Here is a 12,634-nt window from a genome sequence, read left to right on the forward strand (position 1 = left end):
GTTGTAAACAACTTCTATACTCAGCTCAAATCGCCAGGCCTTAAGCCTTGGCGCCCTGGTAGTCAAAATAGGGCACGCTATGGAGTGGCTGGGTTTGAACATGTTCGCTGGCCTGCCAGCGGACGGGCAATTGCTGGTCGACTGCAGTCATAATCTGTTTCTGGTAGCGCTGGCCTATGGCGTGGCGTGCGCGGCGTGCTTTGCCACGCTGGACATCGCCGACCGCGTCATTCATGTGGATGCCACTACAAGCCGGCGCGTATGGAAAGCGTTGGGCGCACTCTGCCTGGCGGGCGGTGTGTGGGCCATGCACTTCATCAGCATGCTGGCGTTTCAGGCACCGCTGAAAATCTCCTACGACCTGACCATTACCCTGGTGTCGCTGCTGATCGTGCTGATCACGGCACTGGGCGCCATGAAAGCCCTGACCATCCCGGAGCTGACCCTCAAGCGCTGCCTGATCAGCTCGGTGATCATGGGCATAGGCATCAGCACCATGCACTACCTGGGCATGTCGGCCATGCGCTCCGCAGCCACGCAATACTACGAGCCGCGAATGTTCGCGCTGTCGATCGTGGTCGCTGTGCTCTCCAGCATCGCGCTGCTGACTCTGTCACGCCACTTGCGTCAGTACAGCGGCATGTTCCATCAGATGTTTCGCTATGGCGTCAGCCTGCTGCTGGGCGCAGGCTTGCTGACCATGCACCTGATGGGCATGCGAGCGCTGCGCCTGGTTATCCCCGAGAACGCCGAGCTGCACATTCCCGGCACCGAAAACAGTCAACAACTGGGGCTGACCATTGCGGCCATTACCCTGCTGATCATCGCCGGGAGTATCAGCGCGGCAATGGCCGACAAGAAGCTGCAGGGCAAGGAAAATGACCTGCAACGGGTCAACGCCCTGCTCACCCAGCTGGATCAGGCACGCGTTTCGCTCCAGCAAGTGGCGCATTACGACCCGCTGACCAACCTGATCAACCGCCGCGGCTTCAATCAGATATTCGCTGAAAAGCTGCTGGAGCACACCCACAGCAAAGGCATGCTGGCAGTGATGTTTCTGGACATCGACCACTTCAAACGCATCAACGACAGCCTGGGGCATGATGCCGGGGACGAGTTGCTCAAGGTGATCGCCGAACGCATCCGCAGCGCCACGCGTGTTCAAGACGTGGTTGCACGCTTCGGCGGTGATGAGTTCTGCATTCTGCTGAGCATTCCCGATTACGAAGAGGCGCGGCATCTGGCGCATCGAGTCATGCACAAAATGAAGGAACCCATCGCGCTGGCAGGACGGCGCATGGTCATGACCACCAGCATTGGCATCGCGGTCTTCCCGCGTGACGGCTCGACCTGCGATGAACTGCTCAAGCACGCAGACCTTGCGCTTTACCAGTCCAAGGGTAACGGGCGTAACCGGGTGAATTTCTTCAGCCCGGCACTCAAGACCAAGGCCAGCCTGGAACTGCACCTTGAGGAAGAACTGCGCAACGCCCTGCGTGAAGAGACAGGCCTGCAGGTCTACTACCAGCCTATCGTCGACATGCGCACCGGCCACGTCGCCAAGCTGGAAGCGCTGGTGCGCTGGCATCACCCGCAGCACGGCCTGCTGGCGCCCGTTCGCTTCATCGGCATTGCCGAAGCCAACGGTCTGATTGCCGAGCTGGACAACTGGGTGCTGCGCCGTGCCTGTCGTGATCTGGCCACCTTGCGCAACGAGGGTCTGGAACAGTTGATCATCACCGTCAACTGTTCGGCACTGACGCTTGGCCGCGACGAGCTGGTCGAAGAGGTCGAGCAGGCGCTGGCCGACGCCAATGCCGCGCCTGGCCGGCTGGAGCTGGAGGTGACCGAAAATGCCTTGATGGGCAATATCAGCAACACCATCCTGATGCTCAAGCACATTCGCAGCCTGGGGGTGTCGCTGTCGATCGACGACTTCGGTACGGGCTATTCGTCACTCGCCTACCTCAAGCGCCTGCCGCTTGACACGCTGAAGATCGACCGGTCATTCATTATCGACATCCCCGACTCGCCGCAAGACATGGAAATCGTCCAGGCGATTATCGTCATGGCGCACACCCTGCACCTGAAAGTGGTCACCGAGGGCGTGGAAACCCCTGCACAACTGGAGTTTCTCAACCAGTTCGGCAGTGATTACGTGCAAGGCTATCTGTTCAGCAGACCGCAGCCACTGGAGCGAATCCTGCCTCTTGCCAAACAGATGAACGCACGCGAAGCGAACAGTCGATGGCCGGTGCTGCCGTTTCCGGTCTCCAAAGAGCCGGACATCGATGTACCAGAACCCATCGACCCGTTCGACGAGCTGCCCGACAGCGACAGCTTTGTCAGCCACCGCCCCGTTCGCACCTGACGCTTCTGCGATGGGGATCGGTAAAACGCTCATCGGCAGGTGTGGTTTTACGCCACGCAGACCGCCAGAGAGTTACCTTCCAACCCAATCAGGCAGACGGGCGAGCACTCATACGGTGCAAAACTCAGACATTCGCCCTGTTTTGAATCAGAACCCAAGGTGCCACCACCACCGCCCACAGCTGCGGATCGGTCTCTACCAGCTCAAGCGCCTTGGTTTCAGACACCTTGCCAACCTGCCCGTCGGCCAGCCACGCAGACACCCTCGCTGCATCATTTTCGGCCACGGCCTCGGCGACTTCGATCAAATCCAGAGGCAGCTCGACCCACAACAGGGCACCCTTGGCAAAGAATGGTTGCAATTCAGTCCAGGTGATTGAGGCGGTTTCGCCGAGCAGTTTGGCATAGAGGGTGCTAGGTTCTTGCGTCATGGGTTTCACCAGAAAGAAAATCGGCGCAATGATAACGCCGACTTTCCCGCAGGCAAGCCCAGAAGCAGGTGAAAAGTCGCAGGGAGATGCAGATAACCTTATGGATCTGAAGGTTTTTCAGACACTCAAGTGGTTGGATTCTGTAACTTTCTTTCGATTAAGCGACACCCATCGGTTGGCGCCCCGGCACGCGGCTTTCCAAGCCATTGACCGGCACTCTAAACTGTTCCGGTACAGTTGGCGGAGCGGGGAAAACCGGTAATCGAATCCGGTCCTGGAGCCTCGGCCATCAGGATTATAAAAACTACAACGCAAGAGTGGAGCATCATGACTAAGGGTACCAATAAGCTTTCAAGGCTGTTTGCCGCACTGGTTATGGCGGGGGTTGCCAGCCATTCGTTCGCAGCTGACACCATCAAGATCGGCATCGCCGGCCCGAAAACCGGTCCTGTTGCCGAGTACGGCACCATGCAGTTCAACGGTGCCAAAATGGCCATCGAGCAGATCAACGCCAAAGGCGGCGTCGATGGCAAAAAGCTTGAAGCCGTCGAGTACGACGATGCTTGCGACCCGAAACAGGCCGTTGCAGTCGCCAACAAAGTGGTCAACGACGGCGTGAAATACGTGGTCGGTCACCTGTGCTCCAGCTCCGCTCAGCCAGCGTCCGATGTTTACGAAGACGAAGGCATCATCATGGTCACCCCGGCTGCCACCAGCCCGGAAATCACCGCGCGCGGCTACAAGATGGTGTTCCGCACCATCGGTCTGGACAGCGCTCAGGGCCCGGCAGCAGGCAACTACATTGCCGATGTCGCCAAACCGAAAATCGTCGCTGTCATTCACGACAAGCAGCAGTACGGCGAAGGTATCGCGACAGCCGTGAAGCAGACGCTGGAAGCCAAAGGCTTCAAGGTTGCGCTGTTTGAAGGCATCAACGCTGGCGACAAGGACTTCTCCTCGCTGATCGCCAAACTCAAGCAAGCCAATGTCGATTTCGTCTACTACGGCGGCTACCACCCTGAGCTGGGGCAGATCCTGCGCCAGTCCAAGGAAAAGGGCCTGAACGCCAAGTTCATGGGTCCTGAAGGCGTCGGCAACGAGTCCATCTCGCAAATTGCTGGTGATGCCTCCGAAGGCATGCTCGTCACCCTGCCGAAATCCTTCGATCAGGACCCGGCCAACCAGGCACTGACCAAAGCGTTCCAGGACAAGAAGCAGGACCCGAGCGGCCCGTTCGTGTACCCGTCGTACTCCGCCGTTCAGGTCATTGCTGACGGCATCGCTGCCGCCAAGTCCGAAGACACCGCCAAGGTGGCAGCTGCCATCCATGCCGGCACCTTCAAGACCCCAATGGGCGAGCTGAGCTACGACGCCAAGGGCGACCTGAAGAACTTCCAGTTCGTGGTCTACGAGTGGCACTTCGGCAAACCGAAGACCGAAGCCGCCAAATAAGCTGCTGCGTCACTCATCGAAGCCCACTGCCTGTGCAGTGGGCTTTGTTTTACACATCCAGGCCCGCACGCAGACCGATATCAACAACACTGCGTAACGAGGCCCCCTGAAAATCTTAAAACCGTCACCAGCGGTTCGCTGACGGCGCAACAGGCTAGGCATCGACAGAATGCCACCCCGGCGCACATCAGAGAAATGCAGATCAGGTTTTTAGGAGCGCGGTAAATGCCCGAGTTTTTCCACTACATGCAGCAGCTGGTCAATGGTCTGACCATTGGCAGTACGTATGCATTGATCGCCATCGGCTACACGATGGTGTACGGCATCATTGGAATGATCAACTTCGCCCATGGCGAGGTGTACATGATCGGTTCTTATGTGGCCTTCATGGCACTCGCCGGTCTGGCGATGCTGGGGATTCATAGCCTGCCGTTGCTGATGATTGCCGGCTTTGCCGCAGCGATCGTCGTAACCAGCGCCTACGGATACAGCATCGAGCGTGTGGCCTATCGGCCATTGCGCAACAGCAACCGTCTGATTCCACTGATTTCTGCGATCGGCATGTCGATCTTTCTGCAGAACTCGGTTCAGCTTTCTCAGGGTTCCGGCAACTTTGCCATCCCCAACCTGCTGCCCGGCAGCCTGTCGTTCGGGCCCGGTGGTTCGCAGGAAGTGCTTATTTCCTACATGCAGATCGTGGTGTTCGTCGTCACCCTGCTGGCCATGACCGGCCTGACCCTGTTCATCTCCCGCTCGCGAATGGGCCGCGCCTGCCGCGCCTGCGCCGAAGACATGAAAATGGCCAACCTGCTGGGCATCAACACCAACAACATCATTGCCCTGACCTTCGTGGTCGGCGCGGCACTGGCCGCCGTCGCCGCGATGCTGCTGAGCATGCAATACGGCGTGATCAACCCGAGTGCCGGGTTTCTGGTCGGCCTGAAAGCGTTCACAGCGGCGGTGCTGGGCGGTATAGGATCGATCCCTGGCGCGGTGCTCGGCGGTCTGGTATTGGGCGTCGCCGAGGCGTTCGGTGCCGACATTTTCGGTGATCAGTACAAGGACGTCGTGGCCTTCGGCCTGCTGGTTCTGGTGCTGCTGTTCCGACCGACCGGTATTCTGGGTCGTCCGGAGGTTGAAAAAGTATGAGCAAGTCTTTCAAACAGGCGCTGTTCAGCGCCGCACTGGTCTGGGCCGTGGCCTACCCGGTGTTCGGCCTGAAACTGGCGTTCTCCGGCGTGACCCTGCAAGTGCAGAATGCCAGCCCGCTGACCCTGACCATTATTGCCGTGTGCTCGGTGCTGCTGTTTCTGCGCGTGCTGTTCGCCGAGCAAATCAGCAGCCTGCGTCGCGGCTCGGAAAAGCCGCTGATCCCGCAGAAGACCAGCGACTTCCTGACTCAGCCGAAAACCCAGCGCTGGGGCCTGGCGGCCCTGATCGTGCTGGCCTTCATCTGGCCGTTCTTCGGCTCGCGCGGTGCGGTGGACATCGCCACGCTGATCCTGATCTACGTCATGCTCGGCCTGGGCCTGAACATCGTCGTCGGCCTGGCCGGCCTGCTCGATCTCGGCTACGTGGGTTTCTATGCGGTCGGTGCCTACAGCTACGCCCTGCTGTCCCATTACTACGGGCTCGGCTTCTGGATCTGCCTGCCGATTGCGGGGATGATGGCGGCAGTGTTCGGCTTCTTGCTGGGCTTCCCGGTATTGCGTTTGCGCGGCGACTATCTGGCCATCGTGACGCTGGGGTTCGGCGAGATCATCCGTATTTTCCTGCGTAACCTCACCGAGTTGACGGGTGGCCCGAATGGCATCAGCAACATCGACAAGCCGACCTTTTTCGGCCTGACGTTCGAGCGCAAAGCGGCCGAAGGTATGCAGACCTTTCACGAGTATTTCGGCCTGCCGTACAACTCGATCAACAAGGTTGTCTTTCTCTACCTGATCGCCCTGCTGCTGGCACTGGCGGCGCTGTTCGTCATCAACCGTCTGCTGCGCATGCCGATCGGCCGGGCCTGGGAGGCGCTGCGTGAAGACGAAATCGCCTGCCGCGCGCTGGGCCTGAATCCGACCGTCATCAAGCTGTCGGCCTTCACCCTGGGCGCTGCATTCGCCGGTTTCGCCGGCAGCTTCTTCGCGGCCCGCCAAGGCCTGGTGACACCCGAATCCTTCACCTTCATCGAGTCGGCAATCATCCTCGCCATCGTTGTGCTCGGTGGCATGGGCTCGCAACTGGGCGTGATTCTGGCGGCCATTGTGATGATCCTGCTGCCGGAACTGATGCGTGAGTTCAGCGACTACCGCATGTTGATGTTCGGCGCCCTGATGGTGCTGATGATGATCTGGCGTCCTCAAGGCTTCCTGCCGATGCAACGGCCTGAAATGAAATTGAAAGCGGAGCTGCCCAAATGAGCCGCCCATTACTGCAAGCCACCGGCTTGAGCATGCGTTTTGGCGGCCTGCTGGCGGTCAACGGTGTGGCCTTGACGGTCAATAAAGGTCAGGTCGTGTCGATGATCGGCCCCAACGGCGCGGGCAAGACCACAGTCTTCAACTGCCTGACCGGCTTCTACAAGCCAAGCGCCGGCACCATTTTGCTGGACGGCGAGCCGATTCAAGGCTTGGCGGGGCATCAGATTGCCCGCAAGGGCGTGGTTCGAACCTTCCAGAACGTGCGCCTGTTCAAGGAAATGACTGCGGTGGAGAACCTGCTGGTTGCTCAGCACCGGCACCTGAACACCAACTTCCTGTCCGGCCTGTTCAAGACCCCGGCGTTCCGTCGCAGCGAACGCGAAGCGATGGACTATGCCGAGCACTGGCTCGAAGCCGTCAACCTGCGCGAGTTCGCCAACCGCCCTGCCGGAACACTGGCCTATGGTCAGCAACGCCGCCTGGAAATCGCCCGCTGCATGATGACGCGCCCGCGCATCCTGATGCTCGACGAACCGGCAGCCGGGCTGAACCCCAGAGAAACCGACGATCTGAAAGCCCTGATCGGTGTGTTGCGCAACGAGCACGACGCCACGGTCCTGCTGATCGAGCACGACATGAAACTGGTGATGAGCATTTCCGACCACATTGTGGTGATCAATCAGGGCACGCCTCTGGCAGACGGTACGCCGGAACAGATTCGCGACAATCCTGACGTGATCAAAGCCTACCTGGGGGAAGCGTAAATGCTGCAGTTCGAAAACGTTTCCACCTTCTACGGCAAGATCCAGGCACTGCACAGCGTCAACGTGGAGGTTCGTCAGGGCGAAATCGTCACCCTGATCGGCGCCAACGGTGCGGGCAAGTCCACCCTGCTGATGACCCTGTGCGGTTCGCCGCGTGCGCACAGCGGCAGCATTCGCTACATGGGCGAAGAACTGGTCGGGCTGGAGTCCTCGATTATCATGCGCAAGAGCATCGCCGTCGTGCCGGAAGGCCGTCGTGTGTTTGCGCGCCTGACGGTCGAAGAAAACCTCGCGATGGGCGGTTTCTTCACGGAAAATGCTGACTATCAGGAGCAGATGGACAAGGTTCTGCACCTCTTCCCGCGCCTCAAGGAACGCTTCAATCAGCGTGGCGGCACCATGTCCGGTGGCGAACAACAGATGCTCGCGATCGGCCGTGCGCTGATGAGCAAGCCCAAGCTATTGCTGCTGGACGAGCCGTCGCTGGGCCTGGCACCTATCATCATTCAGCAGATTTTCGAGATCGTCGAACAACTGCGCCGTGACGGGGTGACGGTGTTTCTGGTCGAGCAGAACGCCAATCAGGCCCTGAAAGTCGCCGACCGCGCCTACGTACTGGAAAACGGTCGCGTGGTCATGCAAGGCACGGGTGAAGAACTGCTGGTTGATCCGAAAGTGCGGGATGCGTACCTGGGCGGTTGAGATTGCCCAGGACACCCGTCATCCACGCCCCGGTTTCTGCCCGGAGGCGTAGGGGCGGACCCGGCGACGCTTCGCTTGTCCGCAATGGGCTGCGAAGCGGCCCCAAGGCCGGCCACTTCGGTTGTGTCAGGCACACCAAGGCGGCTGGTTTTGCTGCCGGTCCCCGGCTGTTCGCGGACAAGCGAAGCGACGCTCGGTCCGCTCCTGCACGCGATAGACATTCCAACCCTTGTGATGCATCTCCAGTCTGAGTAACGTGGCGGCACCTGTCTGGAGACCACATCATGTTCACTGCCCGTTCCGTCCTCGTATTTGCCCTTCTACCGCTGTTTGCCGGGTGTCAGTTGCTCGGTAAACAGGCCGAGGAACCGAAGGTTTCTACGGCTGGCATGCTCCGTATGCAGGGCGATCTGACTGGCAGCAACGGCCAATTGCTGTTCAAGCCATGCAACGAGCAGCGTCGTTATGTGGTCAAGGATCGCGGCAATACCGGCATTTTGCAGGAAGCCGCTTCGCTGGCCGACAAAAACGGCAAGGTGTTTGCCGACCTGCGCGGCAGTTTTACTGCGAGCAAGGCGGCCAACAGCGATGGCCAGGTGGACCTGCATCAGCTGTATCGCGTCGAGCGTCCCGGTCAGGCCTGTGAAGACCTCAATTTCAAACGCCTGACGCTGCACGTCAACGGCAACAAACCTGCCTGGAACGTCAACGTCAGTGGCAAAGGCATGGTGCTGGAGCGCGAAGGGCTCGCCCCCCTGGCCTTGCCGTACGTGGAAGAGAAGCTTCCCGATGGCAGTTTCAGCGTCAGCAGCGAAGCCAACAACCAGCGCATCGAGATCTGGGTAGCCCCGCAGCGCTGCGTTGACAGCGTCGACGGCTCGGTGCAGCACCTCACCGCAGAGCTGCGTATCAACGGCCAGGCCCAGCGCGGCTGCGGTTATTACGGCGGTTCGCGCGACGACTGATCGGGCAGGCTCGCCGCCAAAGGGGTTCAGCGCTTATAATCGCCGGTCTTGTAGTGCTGTCGGGCTGAACCTGCGGCCCGAAAACTGGACCCCTTAATGTTACGAATCACCGAACTCAAGCTGCCGATCGATCACCCGGAAGAAGACCTGCGCGTTGCACTCTTGCAGCACCTGGGCATCGACAGCAGCGAATTGCTGGACTTCACCCTCTTCAAACGCAGTTACGACGCGCGCAAGAAGTCGTCCGAGCTGTGTTTCATCTACACCATCGACTTTCAGGTCAAGGATGAAGCAGCGCTGCTGCGCAAGCTCGCCAATGACCGTCACGTCGGCCCGGCACCGGATGTCAGCTATAAAGTGGTCGGTCACGCCCCTGAAGGCCTGAGCGAGCGCCCGATAGTGGTGGGCTTCGGGCCGTGCGGCATTTTTGCCGGGCTGCTGCTGGCGCAGATGGGCTTCAAGCCGATCATCCTCGAGCGCGGCACCGAAGTGCGCCAGCGCACCAAGGACACGTGGGCGCTGTGGCGCAAGAACGTGCTCAACGCCGAGTCCAACGTGCAATTCGGTGAAGGCGGTGCCGGTACGTTCTCCGACGGCAAGCTTTACAGCCAGATCAAGGACCCGAAATTCATCGGCCGCAAGGTGCTGCACGAGTTCGTGAAAGCGGGCGCGCCGGAAGAAATTCTCTACGTCAGCAAACCGCACATCGGCACGTTCCGCCTGACCGGTGTGGTTGAAAACATGCGTCACCAGATCGAAGCGCTGGGCGGCGAAGTGCGCTTTCAGCAGCGCGTGACCGACCTGATGATCGAGGACGGCCAGTTGCTGGGCGTCCAGCTCGACAGCGGTGAACAGATCGAGTCCCGGCACGTCATCCTGGCGCTGGGCCACAGCGCCCGTGACACTTTCCGTATGCTGCACGGCCGTGGCGTGTTCATGGAAGCCAAGCCGTTCTCGGTGGGTTTTCGCATCGAGCACCCGCAATCGCTGATCGACCGTGCACGGCTGGGCAAATACGCCGGGCACCCGAAACTGGGCGCGGCGGATTACAAGCTGGTGCATCACGCCAGCAACGGTCGTTCGGTTTACAGTTTCTGCATGTGCCCTGGCGGCACGGTGGTAGCAGCAACGTCGGAACCTGGCCGAGTGGTCACCAACGGCATGAGTCAGTATTCGCGCAACGAGCGCAATGCCAACTCGGGCATCGTGGTCGGTATTTCGCCGGAGCAGGACTTTCCTGGCAGCCCGTTGGCCGGTATCGAGCTGCAGGAGCGTCTGGAATCCCACGCTTACCTGCTGGGCGGCAGCAACTACGAAGCCCCCGCGCAACTGGTCGGCGACTTCATCGCCGGCAGAGCGTCAACGGCGCTGGGCAGTGTAGAACCTTCCTACAAGCCAGGCGTGAAACTGGTGGACCTGGCCGAGGCCCTGCCCGCCTTTGCCATCGAAGCCATCCGTGAGGCGTTGCCTGCGTTCGACAAGCAGATCAAAGGCTTCTCGCTGCACGATGCAGTGCTGACCGGCATCGAAACCCGCACCTCGGCACCGCTGCGGATCACTCGCGGCCCGACTATGCAGAGCCTGAATACCAAAGGCCTTTACCCGGCCGGTGAAGGCGCGGGCTATGCGGGCGGTATCCTGTCGGCAGGCGTGGACGGCATTCGGGTTGCCGAAGCACTGGTGCGCGACATGCTGGGGATCGAGGGCTGACCCCACTATCGTGCGGCGCTCTGCGTCGGCATGCAGTTCTGGACGCTCTGCGTCCTCTGTGTGGCGCTCCGCGTCACACAAGGGTTCTGCGGATGGCCCGTTGCGGCGACCCCCGGATCAGCAGGGCTCAGCCGTCACTTACGTCGCAATCGGCGTCGTCAGTGCCATCGTGATAAAAAAGCGCTTTTGTTTATGTGCAGTGACGATGGGCAAGGCATGACGTTGTGTTGCAGCATAGGTGTGACGCGTAGCAGTCCGGAACTGCATGCCTTGCGTGACAATCCATCTGACGCAGAAGACAAAAAACCCCGAGCTTTTCGGCTCGGGGTTTTGGTGTGCAGCGTTGCAGATCAGTGGCTCACGCGGCTCGTGCCGTTGACGCTCATGATGCGTACGCGCTCGCCGACCCGGAAAATCTCGTTTTCCTGAACCTGCTGCACGTAAGCACGCATGCTGCCATCATCTTCACGTACGGTGATTTCAACACCTTGCGTGCGGGTCAGGCCCTCTTCGGTCGCTGAACCCAGCAGACCACCTGCCACCGCGCCGATCACTGCAGCCACGACGCTGCCGCGACCGCCACCGATGGCGCTGCCGCCAACGCCGCCGACGACCGCGCCCGCAACACCGCCGATTGGCGTCTTGGTGCCTTCGATCTTGACCGGACGCAAGGATTCGATGGTGCCCATGCGGACAGTCTGTACAGTCCTGGCCTCATCGCGGGAATAGGAATCACCGGTCAGATTTGAGGTACAGCCGCCCAGCATCAACGCCATCGCAGTGAACGAAGCAACCAGAAGAGCAGACTTGCGCATAAAAGGAATCTCCAGAGGAACCAGTGGCCATTAGACTACCCGACAACGATGCTGTCACGGCCCCGGTCCTGCAATTTAAGTTCATTCAGGCGTCATACAGCGACGGCCTGTCTAACGCTCAGACGGCTGAGCAGACGAATAATTCAATCAGGGGGCAAGACGCTCGCGTGCCCATTTGGCGTTTATCAAACGATAGTTCAAACGGTCGTGAAGGCGACTGGATCTTCCCTGCCAAAACTCGATTCGCTCTGGCAAAAGACGGTAGCCACCCCAGTGCTCGGGGCAGTGTGGCTGGGTGTCTGCGAAGCGTTGTTCCGTCTGTCTGATCAAGCCTTCCAGTTCGTCGCGATCGGCAATCACCCGGCTTTGCGGCGATGCCCATGCGCCAAGACGACTGCCCAACGGGCGTACCTGGTAATAAGCGTCGGACTCCTGAGCGCTGACCTTTTCGACCCGGCCTTCAATACGCACCTGACGCTCCAGCGCTGGCCAGAAGAAAGTCATGGCCGCGAATGGATGTGCGGCCAATTGCCGACCCTTGGCGCTTTCGTAGTTGGTGAAGAAGGTAAAGCCCTGAGCATCAAGCCCCTTTAGTAGCAAAACCCGGCAATGGGGGCGTCCTTCCTCATCGACCGTGGCCAGGGTCATGGCGTTGGCCTCGACCGGTGGTTGCTCGGTTTTCACTGCTTCTTCAAACCAGGTGTGGAACAGCGCAAACGGCTCTTGCGGCGACTGCGCTTCGGTCAACCCGTCGCGCGTGTAATCGCGGCGCATGTCGGCCAGGGTCTGAGTCATGGTTTCATTCCTGCGCAGGTTTTACGGGGGGCTTATTGACCATCGTGCCAATGCTCCGCGTTGGCGTGCATCCCTTGACGCTCTGCGTCACAAATCTGAGCTACAACGCGCACTCAAGATCGGACGCAGAGCGTCCAGAACGGCGTACCGACGCAAAGCGTCGGCACGATAGTCACAGGTTTTGCTGTCGGTTCCCGACAGTTCGCGGACCAGTCCGCT

12 protein-coding genes are annotated in these 12,634 nt (G+C 59.9%); 9 read left to right on the top strand and 3 right to left on the bottom strand.

The genetic code is table 11. From position 1 onward, the window contains the following. The first annotated feature begins 79 nt into the window (after positions 1-79). Positions 80-2,371 (top strand): putative bifunctional diguanylate cyclase/phosphodiesterase, encoded by a 2,292-nt coding sequence (locus tag PSPTO_RS21270; protein ID WP_046463431.1) that lies wholly within the window; start codon positions 80-82, stop codon positions 2,369-2,371. Between the two features lie 124 nt (positions 2,372-2,495). Here PSPTO_RS21270 and PSPTO_RS21275 read toward each other — a convergent pair whose 3' ends face one another. Beyond that, positions 2,496-2,801, bottom strand: a complete 306-nt coding sequence (locus tag PSPTO_RS21275) for a DUF2288 domain-containing protein (RefSeq protein WP_005764940.1) — start codon at positions 2,799-2,801, stop codon at positions 2,496-2,498. On the opposite strand from PSPTO_RS21275, the gene PSPTO_RS21280 reads away from it, so the two are divergent. From PSPTO_RS21280 to PSPTO_RS21315, 8 genes are all read left to right on the top strand, one after another. Further along, entirely contained in the window at positions 2,800-3,063 is a 264-nt protein-coding gene (locus tag PSPTO_RS21280; RefSeq protein WP_005764938.1) for a hypothetical protein, read from the top strand. The two genes, PSPTO_RS21275 and PSPTO_RS21280, sit on opposite strands and share 2 nt — an antisense overlap. A 65-nt stretch (positions 3,064-3,128) precedes the next feature. Beyond that, the gene (locus tag PSPTO_RS21285) at positions 3,129-4,253 is read left to right on the top strand and encodes a branched-chain amino acid ABC transporter substrate-binding protein (RefSeq protein ID WP_005764936.1); all 1,125 of its coding nucleotides are present in this window, start codon (positions 3,129-3,131) and stop codon (positions 4,251-4,253) included. 225 nt (positions 4,254-4,478) lie between these two features. Continuing rightward, positions 4,479-5,402: a high-affinity branched-chain amino acid ABC transporter permease LivH gene (gene livH, locus PSPTO_RS21290; RefSeq protein ID WP_003381481.1), complete on the top strand. Its 924-nt coding sequence runs from the start codon at positions 4,479-4,481 to the stop codon at positions 5,400-5,402. Further along, positions 5,399-6,664, top strand: coding sequence for a high-affinity branched-chain amino acid ABC transporter permease LivM (locus tag PSPTO_RS21295; RefSeq protein ID WP_005764931.1), 1,266 nt, complete (start codon positions 5,399-5,401; stop codon positions 6,662-6,664). Before livH ends, PSPTO_RS21295 begins: the two co-directional genes overlap by 4 nt. After that, positions 6,661-7,428: a high-affinity branched-chain amino acid ABC transporter ATP-binding protein LivG gene (gene livG, locus PSPTO_RS21300; protein ID WP_003381484.1), complete on the top strand. Its 768-nt coding sequence runs from the start codon at positions 6,661-6,663 to the stop codon at positions 7,426-7,428. The genes PSPTO_RS21295 and livG overlap by 4 nt, the downstream gene beginning before the upstream one ends. Beyond that, positions 7,429-8,130 carry an ABC transporter ATP-binding protein gene (locus PSPTO_RS21305; RefSeq protein ID WP_005764926.1) on the top strand — a complete coding sequence of 234 codons (702 nt, stop codon included), beginning with the start codon at positions 7,429-7,431 and terminating at the stop codon, positions 8,128-8,130. Positions 8,131-8,414: 284 nt separating this feature from the next. Continuing rightward, a complete protein-coding gene (locus PSPTO_RS21310) occupies positions 8,415-9,095 on the top strand; it encodes a lipoprotein (protein WP_003381486.1) in 681 nt (226 codons plus the stop codon). A 96-nt stretch (positions 9,096-9,191) separates the two neighbouring features. Next, complete coding sequence (locus PSPTO_RS21315; RefSeq protein ID WP_005764923.1) at positions 9,192-10,805, top strand: NAD(P)/FAD-dependent oxidoreductase; 1,614 nt, start codon at positions 9,192-9,194, stop codon at positions 10,803-10,805. Between the two features lie 350 nt (positions 10,806-11,155). Here PSPTO_RS21315 and PSPTO_RS21320 read toward each other — a convergent pair whose 3' ends face one another. Together PSPTO_RS21320 and pdxH are read right to left on the bottom strand one after the other, a co-directional pair. Further along, complete coding sequence (locus PSPTO_RS21320) at positions 11,156-11,620, bottom strand: glycine zipper 2TM domain-containing protein (RefSeq protein ID WP_003381490.1); 465 nt, start codon at positions 11,618-11,620, stop codon at positions 11,156-11,158. 147 nt (positions 11,621-11,767) lie between these two features. Beyond that, positions 11,768-12,415 (bottom strand): pyridoxamine 5'-phosphate oxidase, encoded by a 648-nt coding sequence (gene pdxH, locus PSPTO_RS21325; protein WP_005764922.1) that lies wholly within the window; start codon positions 12,413-12,415, stop codon positions 11,768-11,770. Positions 12,416-12,634 lie beyond the last annotated feature (219 nt).

Source organism: Pseudomonas syringae pv. tomato str. DC3000, assembly GCF_000007805.1.
GTDB classification, from domain to species: Bacteria; Pseudomonadota; Gammaproteobacteria; order Pseudomonadales; family Pseudomonadaceae; genus Aquipseudomonas; species Aquipseudomonas avellanae.

Bases quoted from the DNA above. Each gene is read 5' to 3' on its own strand.
- PSPTO_RS21280 (WP_005764938.1), top strand. From the start codon at position 2,800: ATGGGTTTCACCAGAAAGAAAATCGGCGCAATGATAACGCCGACTTTC.
- PSPTO_RS21285 (WP_005764936.1), top strand. From the start codon at position 3,129: ATGACTAAGGGTACCAATAAGCTTTCAAGGCTGTTTGCCGCACTGGTT.
- PSPTO_RS21310 (WP_003381486.1), top strand. From the start codon at position 8,415: ATGTTCACTGCCCGTTCCGTCCTCGTATTTGCCCTTCTACCGCTGTTT.
- PSPTO_RS21295 (WP_005764931.1), top strand. From the start codon at position 5,399: ATGAGCAAGTCTTTCAAACAGGCGCTGTTCAGCGCCGCACTGGTCTGG.
- livG (WP_003381484.1), top strand. From the start codon at position 6,661: ATGAGCCGCCCATTACTGCAAGCCACCGGCTTGAGCATGCGTTTTGGC.
- PSPTO_RS21270 (WP_046463431.1), top strand. From the start codon at position 80: ATGGAGTGGCTGGGTTTGAACATGTTCGCTGGCCTGCCAGCGGACGGG.
- livH (WP_003381481.1), top strand. From the start codon at position 4,479: ATGCCCGAGTTTTTCCACTACATGCAGCAGCTGGTCAATGGTCTGACC.
- PSPTO_RS21275 (WP_005764940.1), bottom strand. From the start codon at position 2,801: ATGACGCAAGAACCTAGCACCCTCTATGCCAAACTGCTCGGCGAAACC.
- pdxH (WP_005764922.1), bottom strand. From the start codon at position 12,415: ATGACTCAGACCCTGGCCGACATGCGCCGCGATTACACGCGCGACGGG.
- PSPTO_RS21315 (WP_005764923.1), top strand. From the start codon at position 9,192: ATGTTACGAATCACCGAACTCAAGCTGCCGATCGATCACCCGGAAGAA.
- PSPTO_RS21320 (WP_003381490.1), bottom strand. From the start codon at position 11,620: ATGCGCAAGTCTGCTCTTCTGGTTGCTTCGTTCACTGCGATGGCGTTG.
- PSPTO_RS21305 (WP_005764926.1), top strand. From the start codon at position 7,429: ATGCTGCAGTTCGAAAACGTTTCCACCTTCTACGGCAAGATCCAGGCA.